Consider the following 19,931-nt stretch of genomic DNA (forward strand, 5'->3'; position numbering starts at 1 on the left):
AACTCTATGCTATAATATGAAATTATGATATTTACAGAAGGATAAATGTATGGATGTATTTGAAAAAGATGTTCTTGAGTATATAAGAAAATACCACATGTTTGATGGTATAAGTCACTGCGTGTGCGGTGTGTCCGGCGGCGCGGATTCGGTGAGCCTGCTCACGGTGCTGGCAAGGCACAGGGCGGAGCTGGGAATAGATATACACGTTGTACACATAAATCACATGATACGCGGTGAGGCTGCGGATGGTGACCAGAGCTACGTTGAGACTTTGTGTGGTGAATATGGTGTCACATGCGACTCTTACAGGATCGATGTCAGGAAGCTTGCGGAGCAGGCCGGACAGACCGTGGAGGAGGCCGGACGCCATGCAAGATATGATGCATTTGACAGGATGCGTGCCAGGTATGCGGATGAGGGCTGTGTGATCGCAGTCGCCCACAACCGCAACGATGTGGCTGAGACGGTTCTGTTCAACATGGCGAGGGGAACCGGAATGGGCGGCATAAAGGGTATAGCCCCGGTGAGGGATCACATAGTGAGACCGCTTCTTGGGAGCGACAGGAGCCACATAGAGGAATATCTTGACCGGAAGGGGATCAGATACTGTACGGATGCCACCAACAATGAGGATGATTACACTAGGAACAAGATAAGACACAGGATACTTCCTCTTATGAATGAGATAAATGGACAGGCCACGGAGCACATTTGCCAGATGGCCATGATGGCGGCTGATTACGAGCGGCTTGCTGCCGGACTGGTTGATGATTTCCTGACGGGACAGGGAATTGATGTCAGAAGTGAAGGCTGTGGCTGGACCGGAGACAGCACTGACCGGAGATATGAGCTGGACATGGCGGCTCTCAAGGAGCAGGACAGGCTCGTGCAGGAGCTTGTCATAAGAAAGCTCATCGGAATGGTGTGCGGAGGCCTGAAGGATATCGGCATGAGCCATGTGTCGGAGGTTACGAAGTTGTACTCGGCTGACACCGGGGCGGGGATCAATCTTCCTGCCGGTGCGAGGGTGTGGCTGGAGTACGGCAGACTGGTATTTGCCGGCGGTGAGAACCGCGCCGGTGACCAGAGCTGTCAGGACGGCGGGCTGCCGGGCTGCGTGGACATAGACATCACCTGTGATGGTGAGTATGAGCTGTGTGAGGGAAGGCTTACGGTCAGGATCTACGACAGACCTGAAGCCCTTGATCTTGCAAAAAAAGAGTGTACGAAGTTTCTTGATTATGGTAAAATAAAACAGTGTCTGCAGTTGCGGACATTTGAAAACGGGGATTATATAGTCGTTAATTCTGCGGGCTCGAGAAAGAAGCTCAACCGTCTGTATACTGACTGTAAGATACCGGTGGACAAGCGGCGTAATATTCCACTTGTGACATCCGGGCAGGAGGTCGTGTGGGCCGTGGGACTTAGGATTGGCGAGAATTATAAAGTGACAGAAGATACACAAAAGATAATTGAGTTGAATTTTAACAGGAGGAAACAGAGTTGAAAGAACAGATTGGTGTTATGCTCAGCAGCAGTGAGGTGGAAAACAGAATAAGCGAGATGGCAGCAGCCATAGATAAGGCATATGAGGGAAAGACGATACATTTGATCGGAATCCTTAAGGGAAGCGTGTTCTTCATGTGTGAGCTTGCGAAGAGAATGAAGAGTCCGGTCACCATGGACTTCATGTCTGTGAGCAGCTATGGCGATGGAACAAAGTCATCAGGTATTGTCAAGCTGAACAAGGATCTTGATGAGTCTATAGAGGGAAAGGATGTAATTATCGTGGAGGACATTCTTGATTCGGGAAGAACCCTTTCATACCTTGTGAAGCTTCTCGGCGAGAGAAAGCCTGCAAGCCTTGAGGTTGTGACCCTGCTTGACAAGCCGGACAGAAGAGTTATCCCGGTTGAGCTGTATATGACAGGTTTTGAGATCCCTGACAGATTTGTTGTGGGATACGGCCTTGACTGTGCCCAGAAGTACAGAAACCTTCCATATATAGGTGTCATAGAGCAGTAATATATTGATTAAGGAGCATATACATGGAAAATATGGATAAGAGAAAATTCAGGAATGGAATGATAATCTATCTGTTGATCCTGATAGTTGCTTTCATCCTCATAAACAGATGGATGCAGAGCGACAAGATTGAAGTGACCACCACTTACAGTTACACAGATCTGACAGAGGATTTGGATGATGGCAAGATATTGGCATTGTCGATACAGCCAAATGCAGAGATTCCTACGGCGGTAGTTCAGGTGCAGTTCACCAACGGAAAGACTCTTGCATTTTATTCCACAGATGTCAATGATGTCGTGAAGATTTATAACGACTATCAGGCAAGTGTGGACAAGTATAATGCGACCGTAAGCTCGGATGACGATAAGAAGGTCGTTGCCAGATGCAGCCTGAACGATGTGGAGAAGACGAGCATATGGAGTGTGATAATTCCGTATGCCCTTGTCATGATCGTCATGTTCTTTGTCATGCTGCTGTTCGTGAGATCATCACAGGGCGGTGGAGGCCAGATGATGAACTTTGGCAAGAGCAGGGCGAAAATGACAGAGCCTGATGAGAAAGAGAAGGAAGATAAGAAAAATAATAAGAAGAAAATAACATTTGACGATGTTGCCGGTCTCAGTGAGGAGAAAGAGGATCTCGAAGAGATAGTGTGCTTCCTCAAGAACCCGGGCAGATTCATCAAGGTCGGTGCACGTATACCGAAGGGAGTTCTTCTTGTCGGCCCTCCTGGAACAGGTAAGACACTCATGGCAAAGGCCATAGCAGGAGAGGCGGGGGTTCCGTTCTTCAGTATTTCAGGATCAGACTTCGTGGAGATGTTCGTCGGTGTCGGTGCAGCGAGAGTGAGAGATCTTTTTGCACAGGCAAAGAAGAACGCACCATGTATCGTATTTATAGATGAGATCGATGCCGTTGCCAGACAGAGAGGTACAGGACTTGGCGGTGGACATGACGAGCGTGAGCAGACTCTGAACCAGCTCCTTGTAGAGATGGATGGATTCGGAGCGAATGAGGGAATCATAGTTCTTGCAGCTACCAACCGTGTGGACATACTGGATAAAGCTATCCTCCGTCCGGGACGTTTTGACAGAAAGATATCTGTCAATCCTCCTGATATCAAGGGCAGAGAGGAAATCCTCAAGCTTCATGTTGCGAACAAGCCTCTGGCAGAAGATGTTGATCTCAACGAGATCTCCAGAACAACAGCCGGATTTTCGGGAGCTGATCTTGAGAACCTGATGAATGAGGCTGCGATCTCTGCTGCGAAGGCCGGCAGGGAATATATCAATAAGGAAGATGTCGACAAATCATATATCAAGGTTGGAGTCGGTGGTGAGAAGAGGAGCCATGTGATCTCCGAGGAGGATCGTAAAATCACGGCATATCACGAGTCGGGACATGCGATACTGTTCCATCTCCTTCCATATGTTGGCCCGGTGCATATTGTGTCTATCATACCTACAGGTACCGGAGCCGGAGGATATACCATGCCGCTTCCACAGGGTGATCAGGAATATCTTACTAAAGCGCATTTGCTCAACGAGATAAAAGTTAGCATGGGCGGAAGAATTGCAGAGAAGATCATATTTGGCAATTTTACCACGGGTGCTTCACAGGATATCAAGATGGCCAGCGGTTATGCAAGATCCATGGTTACGAAGTATGGAATGTCCGAAAATCTTGGATTTATCAACTATGAGAGCGATGATCAGGAGGAGGTATTCCTCGGGAAAAATCTTGGACATACCAAGCCATACAGCGAAAAGATAGCCGCCGCCATAGATGAGGAGGTTAAGCAGATCGTTGACGAGTGTTACAGGGAGGCTTATGAGATTCTGGAGCAGAATGTGGATGTTCTTCACAAGTCTGCAAAGCTTCTTCTTGAGAAGGAGAGAATAACAGGAGCTGAGTTTGAAGCACTGTTCGATAGAGACGATGCTAAGGATGCAGATGCAGATGTTCAGAGCAACGGTGCAGAGCAGAGTACAGCAGAGAATGTAAATGCAGCAGATAATGCTGTTGCAGAGCAGAAAGCTGAGACTCAGACAGACAAACAGTAATATATAAAGACAATACAGATGCCCGCAGTTTTCTTGCGGGCATTTGGCTTATGTTGGATATATGACGGAAGGGAGAACAAGGGATGAAGATAATAAAGAGAGGGATAAATGCGGTGATACCGTTCCTGCTGGCAAATGTATATCTGCTGGCAAGGTGTCCGGAGTGGAATATACCACTCATGCCGCTTATAGTTGTGGTGCTCATAGCCGGATATGTACTGCTTACCGTTATGCCATTTCTCGGACTGAAAAATATCCAGTCGAGTGGGATCAGAAGGTGTCAGAGGGGATGCGAGAATCTGTATTCTTTCCTGGCGGCAACGGTCATGTCTGTGGCTGTGCTGATACTAATGTTGGTGCATGTGATAGATGCCAGGGCATGGACGTGGAAGAACTGGGTTCTGTACATACTCACGGCGGTGGCTGTGCTGGCGGTCACATTCTGGGTTGGAATAATAAGGATATATGTGTCATCCAGGCAGCTCGGTATCAAATGGAGAGTGATCGGTATACTGTGCGGTTGGATTCCGGTGGTACATCTGATAGTCCTTGGCAAGCTGATAAGTCTGGCATCAGGTGAGACGGTTCTGGAGAACGAGAAGATTATAAAGGATAAGGCAAGACAGGCTGACCGGGTCTGCGCCACCAGATATCCAATACTCATGGTACACGGAGTGTTCTTCAGGGATTTCAGGTATCTGAATTACTGGGGAAGGATCCCTGCGGCACTTGAGGCGAATGGTGCGACCATATTCTACGGAAACCATCAGTCCGCCGCATCTGTGGCTGACTCCGGACGGGAGATAGCTGACAGGATACAGCAGATATTGAAGGAAACAGGATGCGGGAAGGTGAATATCATAGCCCATTCCAAGGGAGGCCTTGACAGCAGATATGCCATATCGAAGCTCGGTATGGCTCCTTATGTAGCATCACTCACAACGATTAACACTCCGCATAGGGGATGCGAATTTGCGGATTATCTTCTGGGCAAGATACCGGAGAAACAGCAGCAGACCGTGGCAAATGCCTACAATTCTGCACTCAAGAAGCTGGGTGACACAAACCCGGACTTCATAGCTGCGGTGACGGATCTCACGGCATCAGCGTGTGAAAACCTGAACAGAGAGCTCCCTGATCCACAGGGCGTATACATACAGAGCACGGGTTCATGTATGAAGAAGCCTTCAGGTGGACGCTTCCCGCTCAACACCACCAACGCATTCGTAAAGCAGTTTGATGGTGAGAACGATGGACTTGTCGGATATGAATCTTTCAAATGGGGCTCAAACTTCATATATCTGAAGCCTCAGGGCAGGCGTGGAATCTCCCACGGAGACGTGATAGACCTGAACAGGGAAAATATAGATACATTTGATGTGAGGGAATTTTATGTGGAGCTTGTGAGTGACCTGAAGAGACGCGGTTTTTAGAAAATGCCCGGTGTTTTGTCTAATGTGAACAATAAAAAGTAAAAATCAGGTAATATTCAGGAAATGTATTGTGATATTGCACAATGACATTTGCCAAATAAAAAAATGTTTGGGCAGACTTTTGACGGGATTTGTATATAATAATACTTGTAACCCCCAATACATTATATAGTTTTGGCTACACCCCATAAAAGTAACAAAATACCTTCTCCAAAAGAGACAGTCGTTCGGTGACTGTCTCTTTTACTTTTGGTGAAAACAGAAATTGGGCAGGATGGTCTGATATGAGGCGATTCCTGCTGTATATTTGCAGCTAATATATGTTTTATCTTGTTGCCTAATCTCCCGAAAAGTATTAATATAAAAAAGAGTATGTGCAAGGGAGATTTTATTGTATGGTGGAAAAGAAGACCAATGGGCAGAAGATACATGATTATGTATATAATGTAAAGCCCATACTAAATAAAGGCGGACTGTTTGCGGACGGAAGCAAATATTATGTCAGCCCACAGGAGCCGGATGTGGATCAGGATGTGAATGTCAGATTCAGGACTACAGCCGATAATGTGGATGAAGTGTTCCTTATATATAATGAAGAAAAGATACAGATGACAAAGGAAAGCTCCAACAGAATATTTGACTTTTATACCGCAACGATACCTGGAGGTCTGCCATTCATAAGATATCATTTTGAGATACATTCGGGAAGGGTCACATGCTTTTATGACAAGCTGGGACCTACGAAGCAGAACGACAGAGAGTACGACTTTGAGATATGTCCGGGATTCAAGGTGCCGGAGTGGGCAAAGGGTGCGGTATTTTATCAGATATTTGTGGACAGGTTCTGCAACGGGGATACTTCCAATGATGTGCTGGATAACGAGTACGCATATATAGGTACCGGTTCAGTTCAGGTAAAGGACTGGAATCAGAGGCCGAGCACCATGGATGTGGGACGTTTCTATGGCGGAGATCTCCAGGGTGTCAAGGATAAGCTTGATTATCTGCAGGATCTGGGAGTGGATGTAATATATCTGAACCCTATATTCGTATCACCATCCAACCATAAGTATGATATACAGGATTACGACTACGTTGATCCCCACTATGGAAGAATAGTTGACGATGAGGGTGACTGCCTTCCGGGCGGATGCCTTGAGAACAAGCAGTCGTCGAGATATATCAACAGAGTTACAAATAAAAAGAATCTTGAGGCCAGCAATCAGCTCTTTGCCGAGCTGGTTGAGGAGATACACAAGCGTGGCATGAAGGTCATCCTGGATGGCGTGTTCAACCACTGTGGTTCATTCAACAAATGGATGGACAGGGAGTGTATATACGAGAATCAGGAGGGCTACGAGAAGGGTGCGTTTGTATCGAAGGACAGCCCTTACAACACTTTCTTCAAGTTTTACAATGACAATGCATGGCCGTACAATACAACATATGATGGCTGGTGGGGACATGACACTCTTCCAAAGCTCAACTATGAGGACTCGCCGAAGCTGGTTGAGTACATCATGAAGATAGCGAGAAAATGGGTGTCACCTCCATACAATGCGGATGGATGGAGACTTGACGTGGCGGCGGATCTGGGCCATTCACCTGAGTACAACCACCAGTTCTGGCGTGAGTTCAGGAGAAATGTAAAGGAGGCCAACCCAAATGCCATCATTCTGGCGGAGCACTATGGTGATCCGAAGAGCTGGCTGAAGGGCGACCAGTGGGATACAGTCATGAACTACGATGCGTTCATGGAGCCTATCACATGGTTTCTCTGCGGTGTTGAGAAGCACAGCGATGAGTTCCGCGGAGACCTTCTGGGTAATTACGATGCGTTCAAGGGTGCGATGAACTACCATATGTCCAGATTCCTGAGACCATCGATAGACGTGTCCATGAATGAGCTGTCCAACCACGACCATTCCAGATTCCTCACGAGAACCAACAGAAAGGTCGGACGACTTCACACCATGGGAGCGGATGCCGCCGATCAGGGCGTGGACAAGGGTATATTCAGACAGGCTGTCGTATTCCAGATGACGTGGCCGGGAGCTCCTACCATATACTATGGAGATGAGGCTGGTGTGTGCGGATGGACAGATCCTGATAATAGAAGGACTTATCCGTGGGGCCACGAGGACAAGGAGCTTATACAGTTCCACAAGGATATGATAAGAATACACAAGTCCTACGAGGCACTTAAGTCTGGCTCTGTATTATATCTCCACGGCGGACACAAGATACTCTGCTATGGAAGATTTACTGACAACAAGCAGGTGGTAGTCATCATGAACACCAACTATGAGGATGTGGATTTGAAGCTTCATATCCGTCAGATCGGAGTGTACAACCACTCGATCCTCAGAAGAGTCATGCTGACAAATGAAGAGGGGTACACGCTGGAGCCACAGGATTTCATGGTGGAGCACAACGTACTCACGATCAAGGCTCAAAAGATGAGTGCGATGGTGCTTGTTCGTGCCTGATGGCCGGAAGACAAAGATATACAAGACAAAGATATATGACATAAAAATATAAAAAAGTTCCTTTGGACGAATGATGTTATTGAAAGAATCATTTGCCGGGGAGCTTTTTTATTTGCAAGAGTAATGCTTGCACAGAAAATGGATTGAAAATGGAATTGCTTGCCCGTGTTATCGTCTAAATCTGCGGCGAGCCGAATTCTATGTTTGTCCATGACTTTGTAACGATCCAAGAAACACCATCCAAGAAACACAATTTAGAAAACAGATAGATTAAACTACAGGTTGGGTGAAAAATATAGGGAGATAGGGTATATTGGACAAAATAGTATTGTAAAGAAGGAGGCAGATAGAATATGAGAGTATTGCTTTTGCTTAGGGGATCTGCCGGTTGTGGCAAATCTACATGGATCGAGCAGAATGGATTAAAACCATACACACTTTCAGCGGACGACATCAGACTGCTTTGTCAGAGTCCGGTGCTGCAGGTGGATGGTACGAGAGGAATCAGTCAGAACAATGATGGTACGGTGTGGAAGACATTGTTCAGCCTTCTTGAGATCCGCATGCAGAAGGGCGAATTTACGGTGATAGATGCCACGAATTCCAAGACTTCGGAGATGAACAGATATAAGAATATGTGTGAGACGTACAGATACAGAATGTATTGTGTAGATTTTACAGATATACCTATAGAAGAGGTGAAGAGAAGAAATGCCGGGAGGGAGGAGTTCAAGAGGGTATCAGATGACGTTATTGACAAGATGTACTCCCGCTTTGCCACACAAAAGATCCCTTCGGGAATCACGGTCATAAAGCCGGACGAGCTTGACAGCATCTGGATGAAGAAGAGGGATTTCTCCCAGTATAAGAGGATCCATCACATCGGGGACGTTCACGGATGCTATACAGCGCTGATGAAGTATCTGGATGACAATGGCGGTATAAAGGATGATGAGTTCTATATATTTACAGGTGATTATATCGACAGAGGCGTGGAGAATGCGGAGGTTGTAAATTTCCTGATATCTATCATGGACAGGAAGAATGTTCTCATGCTTGAGGGCAATCACGAGAGATGGCTGTGGCTGTGGGCAAATGACTGCACCGGCAGGTCAAAGGAGTTTGAGCTTGTGACAAGACCAATCCTCGATGCTTCCGGAATCGACAAGAAGGAGGTGCGGAAGCTTTACAGAAGGTTTGGACAGTGTGCTTACTATAGCTACGGTGATAATGTATATCTGGTGACCCATGCGGGACTCAGTGTGATTCCCGACAATCTCACATTTGTGGCAACTGATCAGATGATACATGGAGTCGGAGCTTACAATGATTTCGAGAAGATCGCAGAGACATTCTACGGGAAGATGCCGGCGAATTACTATCAGATCCATGGACACAGGAACACCAAGCTGCTCCCGGTGCGGGTGAATGACAGAGTGTTCAACCTTGAGGGCAGAGTCGAGTATGGCGGGGAACTCAGATGCGTTCGGGTGGATGCTGATGGAATCCATGAGGTGGAGATCCACAATGATGTGTTCAAGGCACCTGAGATACAGGAGGAACAGACCGTTACCACAAGCTCTGTTGCAGATGTGATCATCTCCTTGCGGGGGAACAGGTACATACAGGAGAAGACATTTGGCAATATTTCGTCATTCAACTTCACGAGCAAGGCATTCAATGACAGGGTGTGGGATGAGCAGACCACAAAAGCAAGGGGCTTGTACATTGACACATTCAAGGGAAGAGTCGCAGCGAGGGCGTATGACAAGTTCTTTAATATCAATGAGCGCCCTGAGACAAAGTTTGATATGCTGCAGAATAAGCTGCAGTTTCTGGTGACCGCCTATGTCAAGGAGAACGGTTTCCTGGGACTCGTGAGCTACGATGAGTACAACGACGATCTGTTGATAGCGAGCAAATCCACCATAGAGGGACCATTCGCCGGCTGGCTGAAGGATATGATATATGAGAAGGTGACACCGGAGAATATAGAGAATATGAAGCGGTTTGCGAAGGACAACAATGTGACATTTGTATTTGAGTGTGTTGATATGAAGCATGATCCTCACATCATAGAATACCCGGAGAGCAATTTGTATCTGCTTGATATAGTTTACAACCAGATAAACTATGCAAAGTACGATTATGATGCGATGTGTGATACAGCCCACCGGTTCGGCCTGACACCAAAGAAGAAGGCTTGCGAGCTTGCAACCTGGCAGGAGTTCTATGACTGGTATTATGATATCCTTGAGGATGATTACGAGTATAACGGCAGAGTCATAGAGGGGTTTGTCATCGAGGACAGCGCCGGATATATGACAAAGCTCAAGCTTGCATACTACAATTTCTGGAAGTTTATGAGGACAATATCCCATGAGGCTATCAGAAACGGATATATCAAGAAGACATCGGCACTCACCACCCCTCTTGCAAATGAGTACTATGCGTGGGTGAGAAAGCTTCACGATACAGAGGATCCCGCAAATGTTCCGAGGGATATATGCACGCTTAGAAGATGGTTTTATAATGACATGAAGCAGGCGGAAGGCGATAGCCTGATATAGGTGATCATAAGAGATAACACGGTGAATGTTTGACGGGTTATGTTATATCATGGCAGCAGCCAGACATAGAAAATTATCCAGGCTGCTGCATATATTTACATGGTACGCTGAGTAGGAATGAGAGGTGATATTGTATGATATTTTATACGTCAGATCTTCATTTTGGACATGCAAATGCTATAAAATTTGATGAGAGACCATTTACAGATGTGGATGATATGGCTGATGGAATGATACATAACTGGAACAGCAGGGTAGGAAAGAATGATACAGTGTATATTCTCGGGGATTTCTGCTTTAAATTGAAAGATCCGGAGCCGATCCTTGCAAGACTTAAAGGACACAAGCGCCTCATCCTTGGCAATCACGATCAGGTAATAATGGGAAGTGAGAAGCTGCAGTCCTACTTCGACGATATACAGAAGATGGACTATGTGAGCGACAGAGGTAAGCTGATAGTTATGTGTCACTTTCCGATAGCTGAGTGGAATAAGAAGAAAAGCGGGGCATACCATTTCTATGGACATATCCACAAGAGCAGTCCTGAAGTGTACAGCTTCATGACCGGCCAGGGACGTGCTTACAATGTAGGCTGCATGATCAACAACTACATGCCGTGCACCGCTGACGAGATCATCCGAAATAACGAGATATATCAAGCCAGATTACAGTCAGAGGCTAAATGATAAGAGGTATAAGGACGTATGTATATGTAACTGGCAACCTGTATTTTCAAGTTTTGTAATTCCACATGCTTCCAATAACTGCCGGAAGTAAAATCAGAATGCATCATGCAGCGAAAACATAGAAGTAAACGGAAAAGAAGGAATAAGGAGGAATTGTATAATTATGAAAATATTAAATGACATATAGTGTAATTTAATGCTATAAAAAACCAGCCCATAGGTGTTAACGAAAAAGTAGATTACCTCCGGGAAAGCATAATAAAAAGCCTACACCACCGTGTAGGCTTTTTGCGCTTTCCCGGATGGGCACAATCCCTCGTCAGCACCTATGGGCGTCCGTCTCAGCACCCATGGGCGTCCGGCAGTTAATTCTTGGAAGGCAGCGTAATGTAATTTCGATCCACCGCCTGGAACAGCTTTGGTCTGAAGTCCTCCTTGGTGAGCTCGAATATGGAGTGTGACACCAGGAAGTAATAAGCCTCCACAGCCTGATCCACGTTGATACTCGTGATCTCCGGGCTGTTCAGGTATCCCTTGATGGCAACGGTGAGACCCATTACCAGATACTTACATATAATAAGAGGAGACAGCATAGGATTGTCAGGAATCTGATCCGTGTCAAATATCTTCAGGTGTTCCTTGAAGAAACTGGTGAACTGTTCGATCATGACCTGCTCAAAGCTGTTCTGCCCGGTTGTCTCAAAAAGCTTTCTGTAAAGCTTCGCTTCATTAATAATGTGTGTGAAGAGATATTTTATGGCCTCAAGGATCATGTTGTGCTCAAGCAGTATCTCCAGTTCCTTGGTCACCTCATTGTAGAGCATGTAATCCATCAGCTCATATTTGTCTTTAAAATGTCTGTAGAATATCGGTCTTGATATTCCAACGTCTTCAGCGATCATCGTGACAGTGATCTTATCAAAGGAATATTCGTTTACAAGCTTTTTGAAGCTTTTGATAATTTTATCTTCAGTCTTTTCCTCGCTTGGATTAGGCACTTTCCCAAACCTCCCTCAGTTTATAATTTGTTTATAATCAATTTTGAATATGTGTTCAAACGTTTGTTACAGATTAGCATATTTGTAACAAAATGTAAACGTTTTCGTATTTTGGGTAGTTTATTTAAGAAATATCAGGTTGTATAATCCACCACAGAATAGAAAAAGGAGATGTTATGGCTATGTTAAAACTAGGAGAAAAGATAGTAAGTGCGAGGGTCGTAATACTGATTCTCAGCTTAGTTCTTCTCATACCAGCGGCATACGGTTATATCAAGACCAGGGTAAACTACGATATTCTGTCATATCTTCCGAAGGATATCGAGACCATGGAAGGTCAGGATATACTGGTTGACCAGTTCGGTACAGGAGCCTTCTCGCTGTATGTGGTAGAGGGGATGGAAGACAAAGATGTATCCGCACTGAAATCAAAGATTGAAAAAGTAGACCATGTATCAAAGGTTATATGGTATGACAGCTTTGCAGACCTGTCAGTACCAAAGGATATGCTTCCTGAAAGCCTTTATGATGCATTTAATAATGACGAAAAGAATGCCACCATGATGGCCATCATATTTGATGATACCACATCGGCGGACGGCACAATGGATGCCATCGAGGAGATAAGAAGCATATCAAACAAGCAGTGCTTCCTGTCCGGTATGTCAGCGGTTGTCGTCGATACCAAGAAGCTGTCAGAGAAGGAAACCCCGATATACGTACTTATAGCGGTTATCCTGAGTAGTATCATCCTGGCGATCACAATGGACTCTATCATGATCCCGGTACTCTTCCTTGCAAGTATAGGAATGGCGATCGTGTACAACCTTGGATCAAATATCCTCATGGGTCAGGTATCATACATAACAAAGGCGCTGGCTGCGGTACTTCAGCTCGGAGTTACAATGGATTACTCCATATTCCTGTGGCACAGCTACAAGGCACAGCAGAAGGAATACACGGATAAGAAAGAGGCTATGGCACACGCCATCGCAGAGACAATATCATCAGTTGTGGGAAGTTCCATAACAACAGTTGCCGGATTCGTTGCACTGTGCTTCATGAGCTTTACCCTCGGACTTGACCTTGGTATCGTCATGGCAAAGGGTGTCGTACTCGGAGTTATCGCATGTGTAACGATACTTCCATCACTCATCCTTGTATTTGACAAGGCGATAGAGAAGACAACACACAGAGCAATACTTCCAGAGTTCAAGGGAGTAGGAAAATTCATAGCTAAGCACTACAAAGTATTCCTTGTATTGTTCGTGATCATCCTGATCCCTGCAATATACGGATACAATCATACAAAGGTTTATTACAAGCTGGATTCATCACTTCCAGACAGTCTGGAGAGTGTTCAGGCCAACACAGAGCTGGCTGAGGTATTCAACATGAATTCAACACATATGATACTTGTCACAAATGATCAGAGTGACAAGGACACAAGAAACATGATGTCAGATATCGAGAACATCGATGGAGTTAAGTTCTGTCTCGGACTTGACAGCATCATTGGAGCAGGTATTCCAACCGACTTCATACCTTCAGATGTCACAGAGGCGCTCAAGAGCGATGACTGGCAGTTGATACTCGTCGGATCAGAGTATGAGGTTGCTTCAGATGAGGTTAACAATCAGTGTACAGAGATCAATAATACCATCGATTCATACAACGAGAAGAACATGCTGGTTGGTGAGGCTCCTTGTACAAAGGATCTTATCACTATAACAGATAAGGATTTCGCATCTGTAAGTACAGTATCCATCGGAGCGATATTCATCATCATCCTCTGTGTATTCGGTTCAATATCACTGCCAATCGTACTTGTGGCAGTCATAGAGTTTGCGATATTCATCAACATGGGTATCCCTTGCTTCACCGGAACAGAGATACCGTTCATAGCTTCAATAGTTATCGGTACTATCCAGCTCGGCGCGACGGTTGATTACGCCATACTGATGACAACGAAGTACAAGAGAAACAGACTGAACGGATACAGAAAGTTTGACGCCGTGGCAACAGCATGCCAGGAGTCAGTACAGTCCATAGTTGTCAGCGCACTTTCATTCTTCGCTGCAACATTTGGCGTAGGTCTTTACTCAGATATAGATATGATCAGCGCGCTGTGTACACTTATGGCTCGTGGAGCACTCATAAGTATGTGTGCAGTTATCCTGATGCTTCCATCAGCACTGATGCTCTTCGATAAGGTCATCATGTTCAGATACAGGAAGAACCTGATGGATGGACCATCAGCGAAGGTTAGCGATGAGGACACTGCAGCCACTCAGGCATAGCAGTTATAAACAGATGTAACTACGGAACTTTTGTAATCTATGAAAAGAGGTAATAATATGATCAAATGGAAGAAATATATATGTGTTGCATTATCAGCAGTTATGATGGCATCACTGGCAACAGGATGCGGAGATACAAATGACAGCTCATCCTCAGACAAGGCCGAGGCTACAACCGAGAGCGAGTCAGACACACTTCAGGATGCACTTACATCTGAGATATCCAAGGATGGCGCATCTGACGCAGACAAGGAAGAGACAGTATATGTCCTTGCCGATGCAAATGGAAATGCAAATGACGTTACAGTCAGCACATGGCTGAAGAACTCAGACGGTGCAGAGGGACTCAACGACAAGACAAACCTCACAGACATCCAGAACGTGAAGGGCTATGAGGAATACAAGGACAACGGCGATGGCACTATAACATGGGCTGCAAATGGATCAGATATCTACTATCAGGGCAAGTCAAATGAGGAGCTCCCTGTTGACGTAAAGGTAACATACAAGCTGGACGGCGAGGAGATAGAGCCTTCAGAGCTTGCAGGCAAGAGCGGTAAGGTCACCATCAGATTTGATTATACCAACAACACCAAGAAGACAGTCACAGTGGACAGCAAGAATACAGAGGTCATCTCACCATTTGTAATGCTCTCAGGAATGATCCTTCCTGTAGATAAGTTCTCAAACGTTCAGGTTGAGAATGGTAAGGTCATCTCAGAGGGAAGCAACCAGATCGTAGTCGGATATGCAGTTCCTGGATTCAAGCAGTGCTTACAGGATGGTATAAATGACAGCAAGATAGAGACAGCACTTGATAACATAGATGTACCTGATTATGTTGAGGTTACAGCGGATGTCACAGACTTCGAGCTCTCAATGACCATGACGGTTGCAGCAAGTGACCTTCTTGGATCAAGCGCAGAGGATGCCATAGACGAGGTTGAGGACAAGGCAGATGTGAGCTCACTCACAGACAGCGTAGATCAGCTCGGTGATTCTGCAGATCAGCTCGAGGAGGGTTCAGGAAAGATCACAAATGGTTTGGAGACTCTGAAGGATGGTACTTACTCACTGAAGAAGGGCGCTGACACACTGGCAGACGGTGCAGCTTCACTTGAGACTTACACAAGCCAGCTTGCAGCAGGTACTTCACAGATATCAACAGCCATGGGAACTCTGGACGATGGAATCAAGTCTATAAAGGATGGTTCATCAGCTCTCAACGATGGTGCAAAGACACTGGCAACAGGAGCAAAGACAGTCGATACAAGCGTTGGCACACTCAAGAGCGGAGCTGACAAGCTGAACAGTGGTGCAAAGGAACTTCAGGCAGGCTTTGAGGGAACAGACAGCAATCCTGGACTTTCCAAGGGCGCAAGCTCACTGGCATCAGGAGCAAGCAATGCATATGCAGGTTCACAGGCACTTGCAAAGGGCGCTACAGAGCTCAATAATGGTGTGAACACATTGATCACCATGCTGACAGGAATGCCATCACAGATCGTAAGCCAGGCTCAGTCAAATGTATACAGCCAGCTCGGCGGTTCCATAACAAGCGAGGCCGGAATAGATGCGGCTATGTCACAGCTTGAAGGAGCACTTGCACTAGGTAAGACTACTCTGGATGCGGCAAAGGGCGATGGAACATACGATGCATATTTTGCACAGTACACAGGCCTTGCAAAGGCAAAGGGTGCTCTCAATGCGATCGATCAGATAGGAACGACCCTCACAGCTACTTTGACTTCAGAGGAGACAACAGCACAGATAACAGCATTACAGCAGGGTGCTGAGACACTGGATACCAAGATGGGCGAGCTGTCAACAGGACTCAAGACCATCAGTGACGGTGCTTCAAGCATTTCAACAGGAATCGATTCCGCATATGCAGGTGTCAAGGCAATCGCAAAGGGAACCGGAGATCTCTCAAGAGGTGCGGCAGCGCTCAAGAAGGGTACAAAGACTCTCAGCGATGGAGCAGCTACAATATCAACAAATATGAACACACTGTATCAGGGAAGCTTAACACTGGCAAATGGAAGCAGCCAGTTAAAGACAGCGGCAGGAACTCTTGATTCAAGTGCAGGCCAGATCGCAGCAGGAGCAAAGACCCTCAGTGATGGAGCATCACAGCTTGACAGCGGAAGCAAGACTCTGGATGACGGAGCAAAGGAGCTTGTAACAGGTTCAAAGACTCTCAGCGATGGAATGAAGCAGTTCAACGAAGAGGGTATCAAGAAGATCACAAAGCTGTTTGCAGGCAACTATCAGGCAGACATTGATTATATAGAGGCACTCTTCTCAGACGATACAACTTACACAAGTTTCACAGGTACGATCGATGGTACAAAGAGCACAGTTAAGTTCATATATGAGACAGGTGCGATCAAGTCTGACGCTGAAAAATAAGCGAAAAAACAATGAAAATCTTCGTGTTGACTTTACTGTAGCCTTAGGTTATAGTATAAGCGTCCGTGAGGATAATGGTAACATTTACTATAGTTTAGGAGGATTAGAACATGTTTGATAAGGTTAAGGCAATATTCGAGGAGCAGTTAGGAGTTTCACAGGACGAGATGAAGCTTGACACAAACTTCAAGGATGATCTTGGTGTTGATTCACTTGATCTTTACGAGATCGTTATGAAGCTTGAGGATGAGTTCGATGTTGAGATCCCTGCTGAGGAGCTCGATGACGTAGCTACATTTGAGGACGTACTTAACTACCTTAAGAGCAAGGGTGTTGAGGAGTAATATTGCTAACTGAACAGATTGGACTGTTTTGAATACATTTGTTATTCAAAGTTGTCATGTATCGGACATGACATAACTTTGGTAGCCAGCCAGGACATGAGTCCTGACTGACCATCCAAGGTTATATATATTATATGAGAGTTGATTTACAGCAGATGCTTTGAGCCGTGGGGCTTGATGGCATGTGCTTTTTTTGTGCGTTAATACACCGCCAAGCGATGCCGGATTTTCGAGCTCGCTCGAAAAAATCCGGCATCATTTGGCGGTTAAGCGGTATATGAAACATGGAGGCTGACAGGCCGGAGTGTGAATGAAGCGCGGCAGATTGCGGGAGCACGAAGTGCGGAGCAAGCTGAAGTATTAACGCAGTATTAATTCTTGACCTTGCGATTTGCGGAGCCCTGTTCTATAATAAGGGATGGCTGACTTGGCTTCTGGATGTAGCATAGGAGATGGTTGATAAAATCCAGTACAGACAGACATCAATGATATGCGAATGTAAATCAATTACAAAATATAATAAAGGCGGTAAAAAAGAAATGGGTAAGACAGCAGTTATATTCCCAGGTCAGGGCGCACAGTATGTGGGCATGGCAAAGGATTTTTATGACAGTTTTGAGGACAGCAAGAAGGTATTTGACGAGGCAGATGACGTTCTGGATATAGAGCTTAAGAAGATCTGTTTCGAGGAGAACGATGACATCAACAAGACAGAGTACACACAGCCGGCCATGGTTGCTGCAGAGGTTGCCATATATGAGCACCTGAAGAACGCAGGTCTCAAGGCTGATGTATTTGCAGGACTCTCACTCGGTGAGTACAGCGCACTTGTTGCAGCAGGAGCCATGACTCTCGCTGACGGCATCAAGACAGTTAGAAGAAGAGGTATCCTTATGCAGAACGAAGTACCTCTCGGAATGGGCGGAATGGCAGCAGTCATAGCAATGGACGCTGACAAGATTGCCGAGATATGTGAGAACACACCTGGCAAGGTACAGATAGCAAACTACAACTGTCCTGGACAGATCGTTATATCAGGTGAGGCAGAGGCTGTTAAGGCAGCATCAGCAGCACTTGCAGAGGCTGGAGCCAAGAGAGTTATCCCACTTAACGTAAGTGGTCCATTCCACTCACAGATGCTTGTGCCTGCAGGTGAGAAACTTTACGACTTCCTTCAGGGCGTGGATGTTGCAGAGGGATTTGCTCCTTACTACTGCAATGCAGACGCAGAGGAGATCACAGACGCAGCCAAGGTAAAAGAGCTTCTGAAGAGACAGGTGTACTCATCAGTAAGATGGCAGCAGACAATAGAGAACATGATAGCTGACGGCGTTGATACATTTATCGAGGTTGGCCCGGGCAAGACTCTCACAGGCTTCATGAAGAAGATCAACAGAGAGGTAAAGAGTATAAATATTGCAACTGTAGACGATTTAGCGAAATTGGAGGAACTGAATGCTTAAGGACAAGGTAGCAGTGGTAACAGGTGCCGGAAGAGGTATCGGACGTGAGATAGCAAAGACATTTGCCGGATACGGCGCAAAGGTAGTAGTAAACTTCAACGGCTCAGAGGAGCGCGCAAACAGCCTGGTTGAGGAGGTCAAGGCAGCAGGCGGAGAGGCAGTTGCATTCAAGGCAAATGTTGCAGATTTCGCTGAGGCTGAGGCACTCATGAAGTTCGCAGTTGCTACATATGGAAGAATAGATATTCTCGTGAACAATGCGGGAATCACAAGAGACAATCTTGTACTTGGAATGAAGGAGGCTGATTTCGACGATGTTATCAATATCAACCTCAAGGGTACATTCAATTGTATCAAGCATGTGTACAGAACCATGATGAAGCAGAAGTACGGACGTATCATCAACATGTCATCCGTAGTAGGTATAGAGGGAAATGCAGGACAGGTGAACTACGCAGCATCCAAGGCTGGAGTTATAGGTATCACCAAGTCTATAGCCAAGGAGCTCGGAAGCCGTGGAATCACAGCGAACGCCATCGCTCCTGGATTCATCAAGACAGACATGACAGATGCACTCTCAGACAAGGCAAAGGAGGCTATGCTTGACCATATCACAGTCAAGAGACTTGGTGAAGTATCAGACATCGCTGAGACAGCAGCATTCCTTGCTTCAGATAAGGCATCATACATAACAGGTCAGGTCATCAAGGTTGACGGTGGCATGAGCCTGTAGGATATACAGATCACGATCTGGAATAATACAAATAGAAAACAGGGTATCGCAACAATGTTGTGATACCCTGTATCTGTAATATGAACATTATAAAGTTATGTTTTATTTCTTGTTCAGTTTGGAGAATTCCTTTGCAAGCCCAAGAAGTTGTGCGTGCTGATGTTCTGTCAACTGGGTTGTATCAATATACTTGGCACTTGAATCATCCCCTTTGAGAAGATAATCAGTGGAGCAGTTGAAATATTCAGCGATGCGGAGAATCATGCTCACAGACGGGTCGATGGAATTGTTCTCCCAATTGCTTATAGTCTGGAATGCCACTGATAACTCCCCTGCAAGCTCTTTCTGTGTCATCTTGTTCGCGGTGCGCAGTGTTCTTAATTGTTCACCTATCATAATAATCAGAGCT

At 45.8% G+C, this 19,931-nt stretch carries 14 protein-coding genes; 12 read left to right on the top strand and 2 right to left on the bottom strand.

Annotated elements, in window-relative coordinates:
• Window positions 1-49 precede the first annotated feature (49 nt).
• The 7 genes from tilS to OCV54_RS11110 all read left to right on the top strand — a co-directional run bounded on the left by tilS (window position 50) and on the right by OCV54_RS11110 (window position 11,272).
• Window positions 50-1,510, top strand: a complete 1,461-nt coding sequence (gene tilS / locus OCV54_RS11080) for a tRNA lysidine(34) synthetase TilS (RefSeq protein ID WP_022217000.1) — start codon at window positions 50-52, stop codon at window positions 1,508-1,510.
• Window positions 1,507-2,028 (top strand): hypoxanthine phosphoribosyltransferase, encoded by a 522-nt coding sequence (gene hpt / locus OCV54_RS11085; RefSeq protein WP_022216999.1) that lies wholly within the window; start codon window positions 1,507-1,509, stop codon window positions 2,026-2,028. The genes tilS and hpt overlap by 4 nt, the downstream gene beginning before the upstream one ends.
• Before the next feature lie 23 nt (window positions 2,029-2,051).
• The gene (ftsH, locus tag OCV54_RS11090; protein WP_055224006.1) at window positions 2,052-4,094 is read left to right on the top strand and encodes an ATP-dependent zinc metalloprotease FtsH; all 2,043 of its coding nucleotides are present in this window, start codon (window positions 2,052-2,054) and stop codon (window positions 4,092-4,094) included.
• Between the two features lie 83 nt (window positions 4,095-4,177).
• A complete protein-coding gene (locus tag OCV54_RS11095) occupies window positions 4,178-5,527 on the top strand; it encodes an esterase/lipase family protein (RefSeq protein ID WP_055224007.1) in 1,350 nt (449 codons plus the stop codon).
• A gap of 395 nt (window positions 5,528-5,922) precedes the next feature.
• Window positions 5,923-8,016: a glycoside hydrolase family 13 protein gene (locus OCV54_RS11100; RefSeq protein ID WP_055224009.1), complete on the top strand. Its 2,094-nt coding sequence runs from the start codon at window positions 5,923-5,925 to the stop codon at window positions 8,014-8,016.
• 353 nt (window positions 8,017-8,369) lie between these two features.
• Complete coding sequence (locus OCV54_RS11105) at window positions 8,370-10,586, top strand: RNA ligase (protein ID WP_055224012.1); 2,217 nt, start codon at window positions 8,370-8,372, stop codon at window positions 10,584-10,586.
• Between the two features lie 134 nt (window positions 10,587-10,720).
• Window positions 10,721-11,272 (top strand): Predicted phosphoesterase or phosphohydrolase, encoded by a 552-nt coding sequence (locus OCV54_RS11110; protein ID WP_015534620.1) that lies wholly within the window; start codon window positions 10,721-10,723, stop codon window positions 11,270-11,272.
• A 365-nt stretch (window positions 11,273-11,637) separates the two neighbouring features.
• Here OCV54_RS11110 and OCV54_RS11115 read toward each other — a convergent pair whose 3' ends face one another.
• Window positions 11,638-12,270 carry a TetR/AcrR family transcriptional regulator gene (locus OCV54_RS11115; protein WP_055224014.1) on the bottom strand — a complete coding sequence of 211 codons (633 nt, stop codon included), beginning with the start codon at window positions 12,268-12,270 and terminating at the stop codon, window positions 11,638-11,640.
• Between the two features lie 182 nt (window positions 12,271-12,452).
• Here OCV54_RS11115 and OCV54_RS11120 point away from each other — a divergent pair, with 182 nt between their 5' ends.
• The 5 genes from OCV54_RS11120 to fabG all read left to right on the top strand — a co-directional run bounded on the left by OCV54_RS11120 (window position 12,453) and on the right by fabG (window position 19,522).
• A complete protein-coding gene (locus OCV54_RS11120; RefSeq protein ID WP_055224099.1) occupies window positions 12,453-14,570 on the top strand; it encodes an efflux RND transporter permease subunit in 2,118 nt (705 codons plus the stop codon).
• 57 nt (window positions 14,571-14,627) lie between these two features.
• Complete coding sequence (locus OCV54_RS11125) at window positions 14,628-16,982, top strand: autotransporter outer membrane beta-barrel domain-containing protein (protein ID WP_055224016.1); 2,355 nt, start codon at window positions 14,628-14,630, stop codon at window positions 16,980-16,982.
• Between the two features lie 110 nt (window positions 16,983-17,092).
• Window positions 17,093-17,326, top strand: a complete 234-nt coding sequence (gene acpP, locus OCV54_RS11130) for an acyl carrier protein (RefSeq protein WP_022216990.1) — start codon at window positions 17,093-17,095, stop codon at window positions 17,324-17,326.
• A gap of 539 nt (window positions 17,327-17,865) precedes the next feature.
• Complete coding sequence (gene fabD / locus OCV54_RS11135) at window positions 17,866-18,789, top strand: ACP S-malonyltransferase (protein WP_015534623.1); 924 nt, start codon at window positions 17,866-17,868, stop codon at window positions 18,787-18,789.
• Window positions 18,782-19,522: a 3-oxoacyl-[acyl-carrier-protein] reductase gene (gene fabG / locus OCV54_RS11140; protein ID WP_055224018.1), complete on the top strand. Its 741-nt coding sequence runs from the start codon at window positions 18,782-18,784 to the stop codon at window positions 19,520-19,522. The genes fabD and fabG overlap by 8 nt, the downstream gene beginning before the upstream one ends.
• Window positions 19,523-19,624: 102 nt before the next feature.
• Here fabG and OCV54_RS11145 read toward each other — a convergent pair whose 3' ends face one another.
• Complete coding sequence (locus tag OCV54_RS11145; protein WP_015534624.1) at window positions 19,625-19,918, bottom strand: helix-turn-helix domain-containing protein; 294 nt, start codon at window positions 19,916-19,918, stop codon at window positions 19,625-19,627.
• Between the last annotated feature and the right edge of the window lie 13 nt (window positions 19,919-19,931).

Origin of the sequence: Coprococcus aceti (assembly GCF_025567285.1) — a bacterium.
GTDB lineage: Bacteria > Bacillota > Clostridia > Lachnospirales > Lachnospiraceae > Coprococcus > Coprococcus aceti.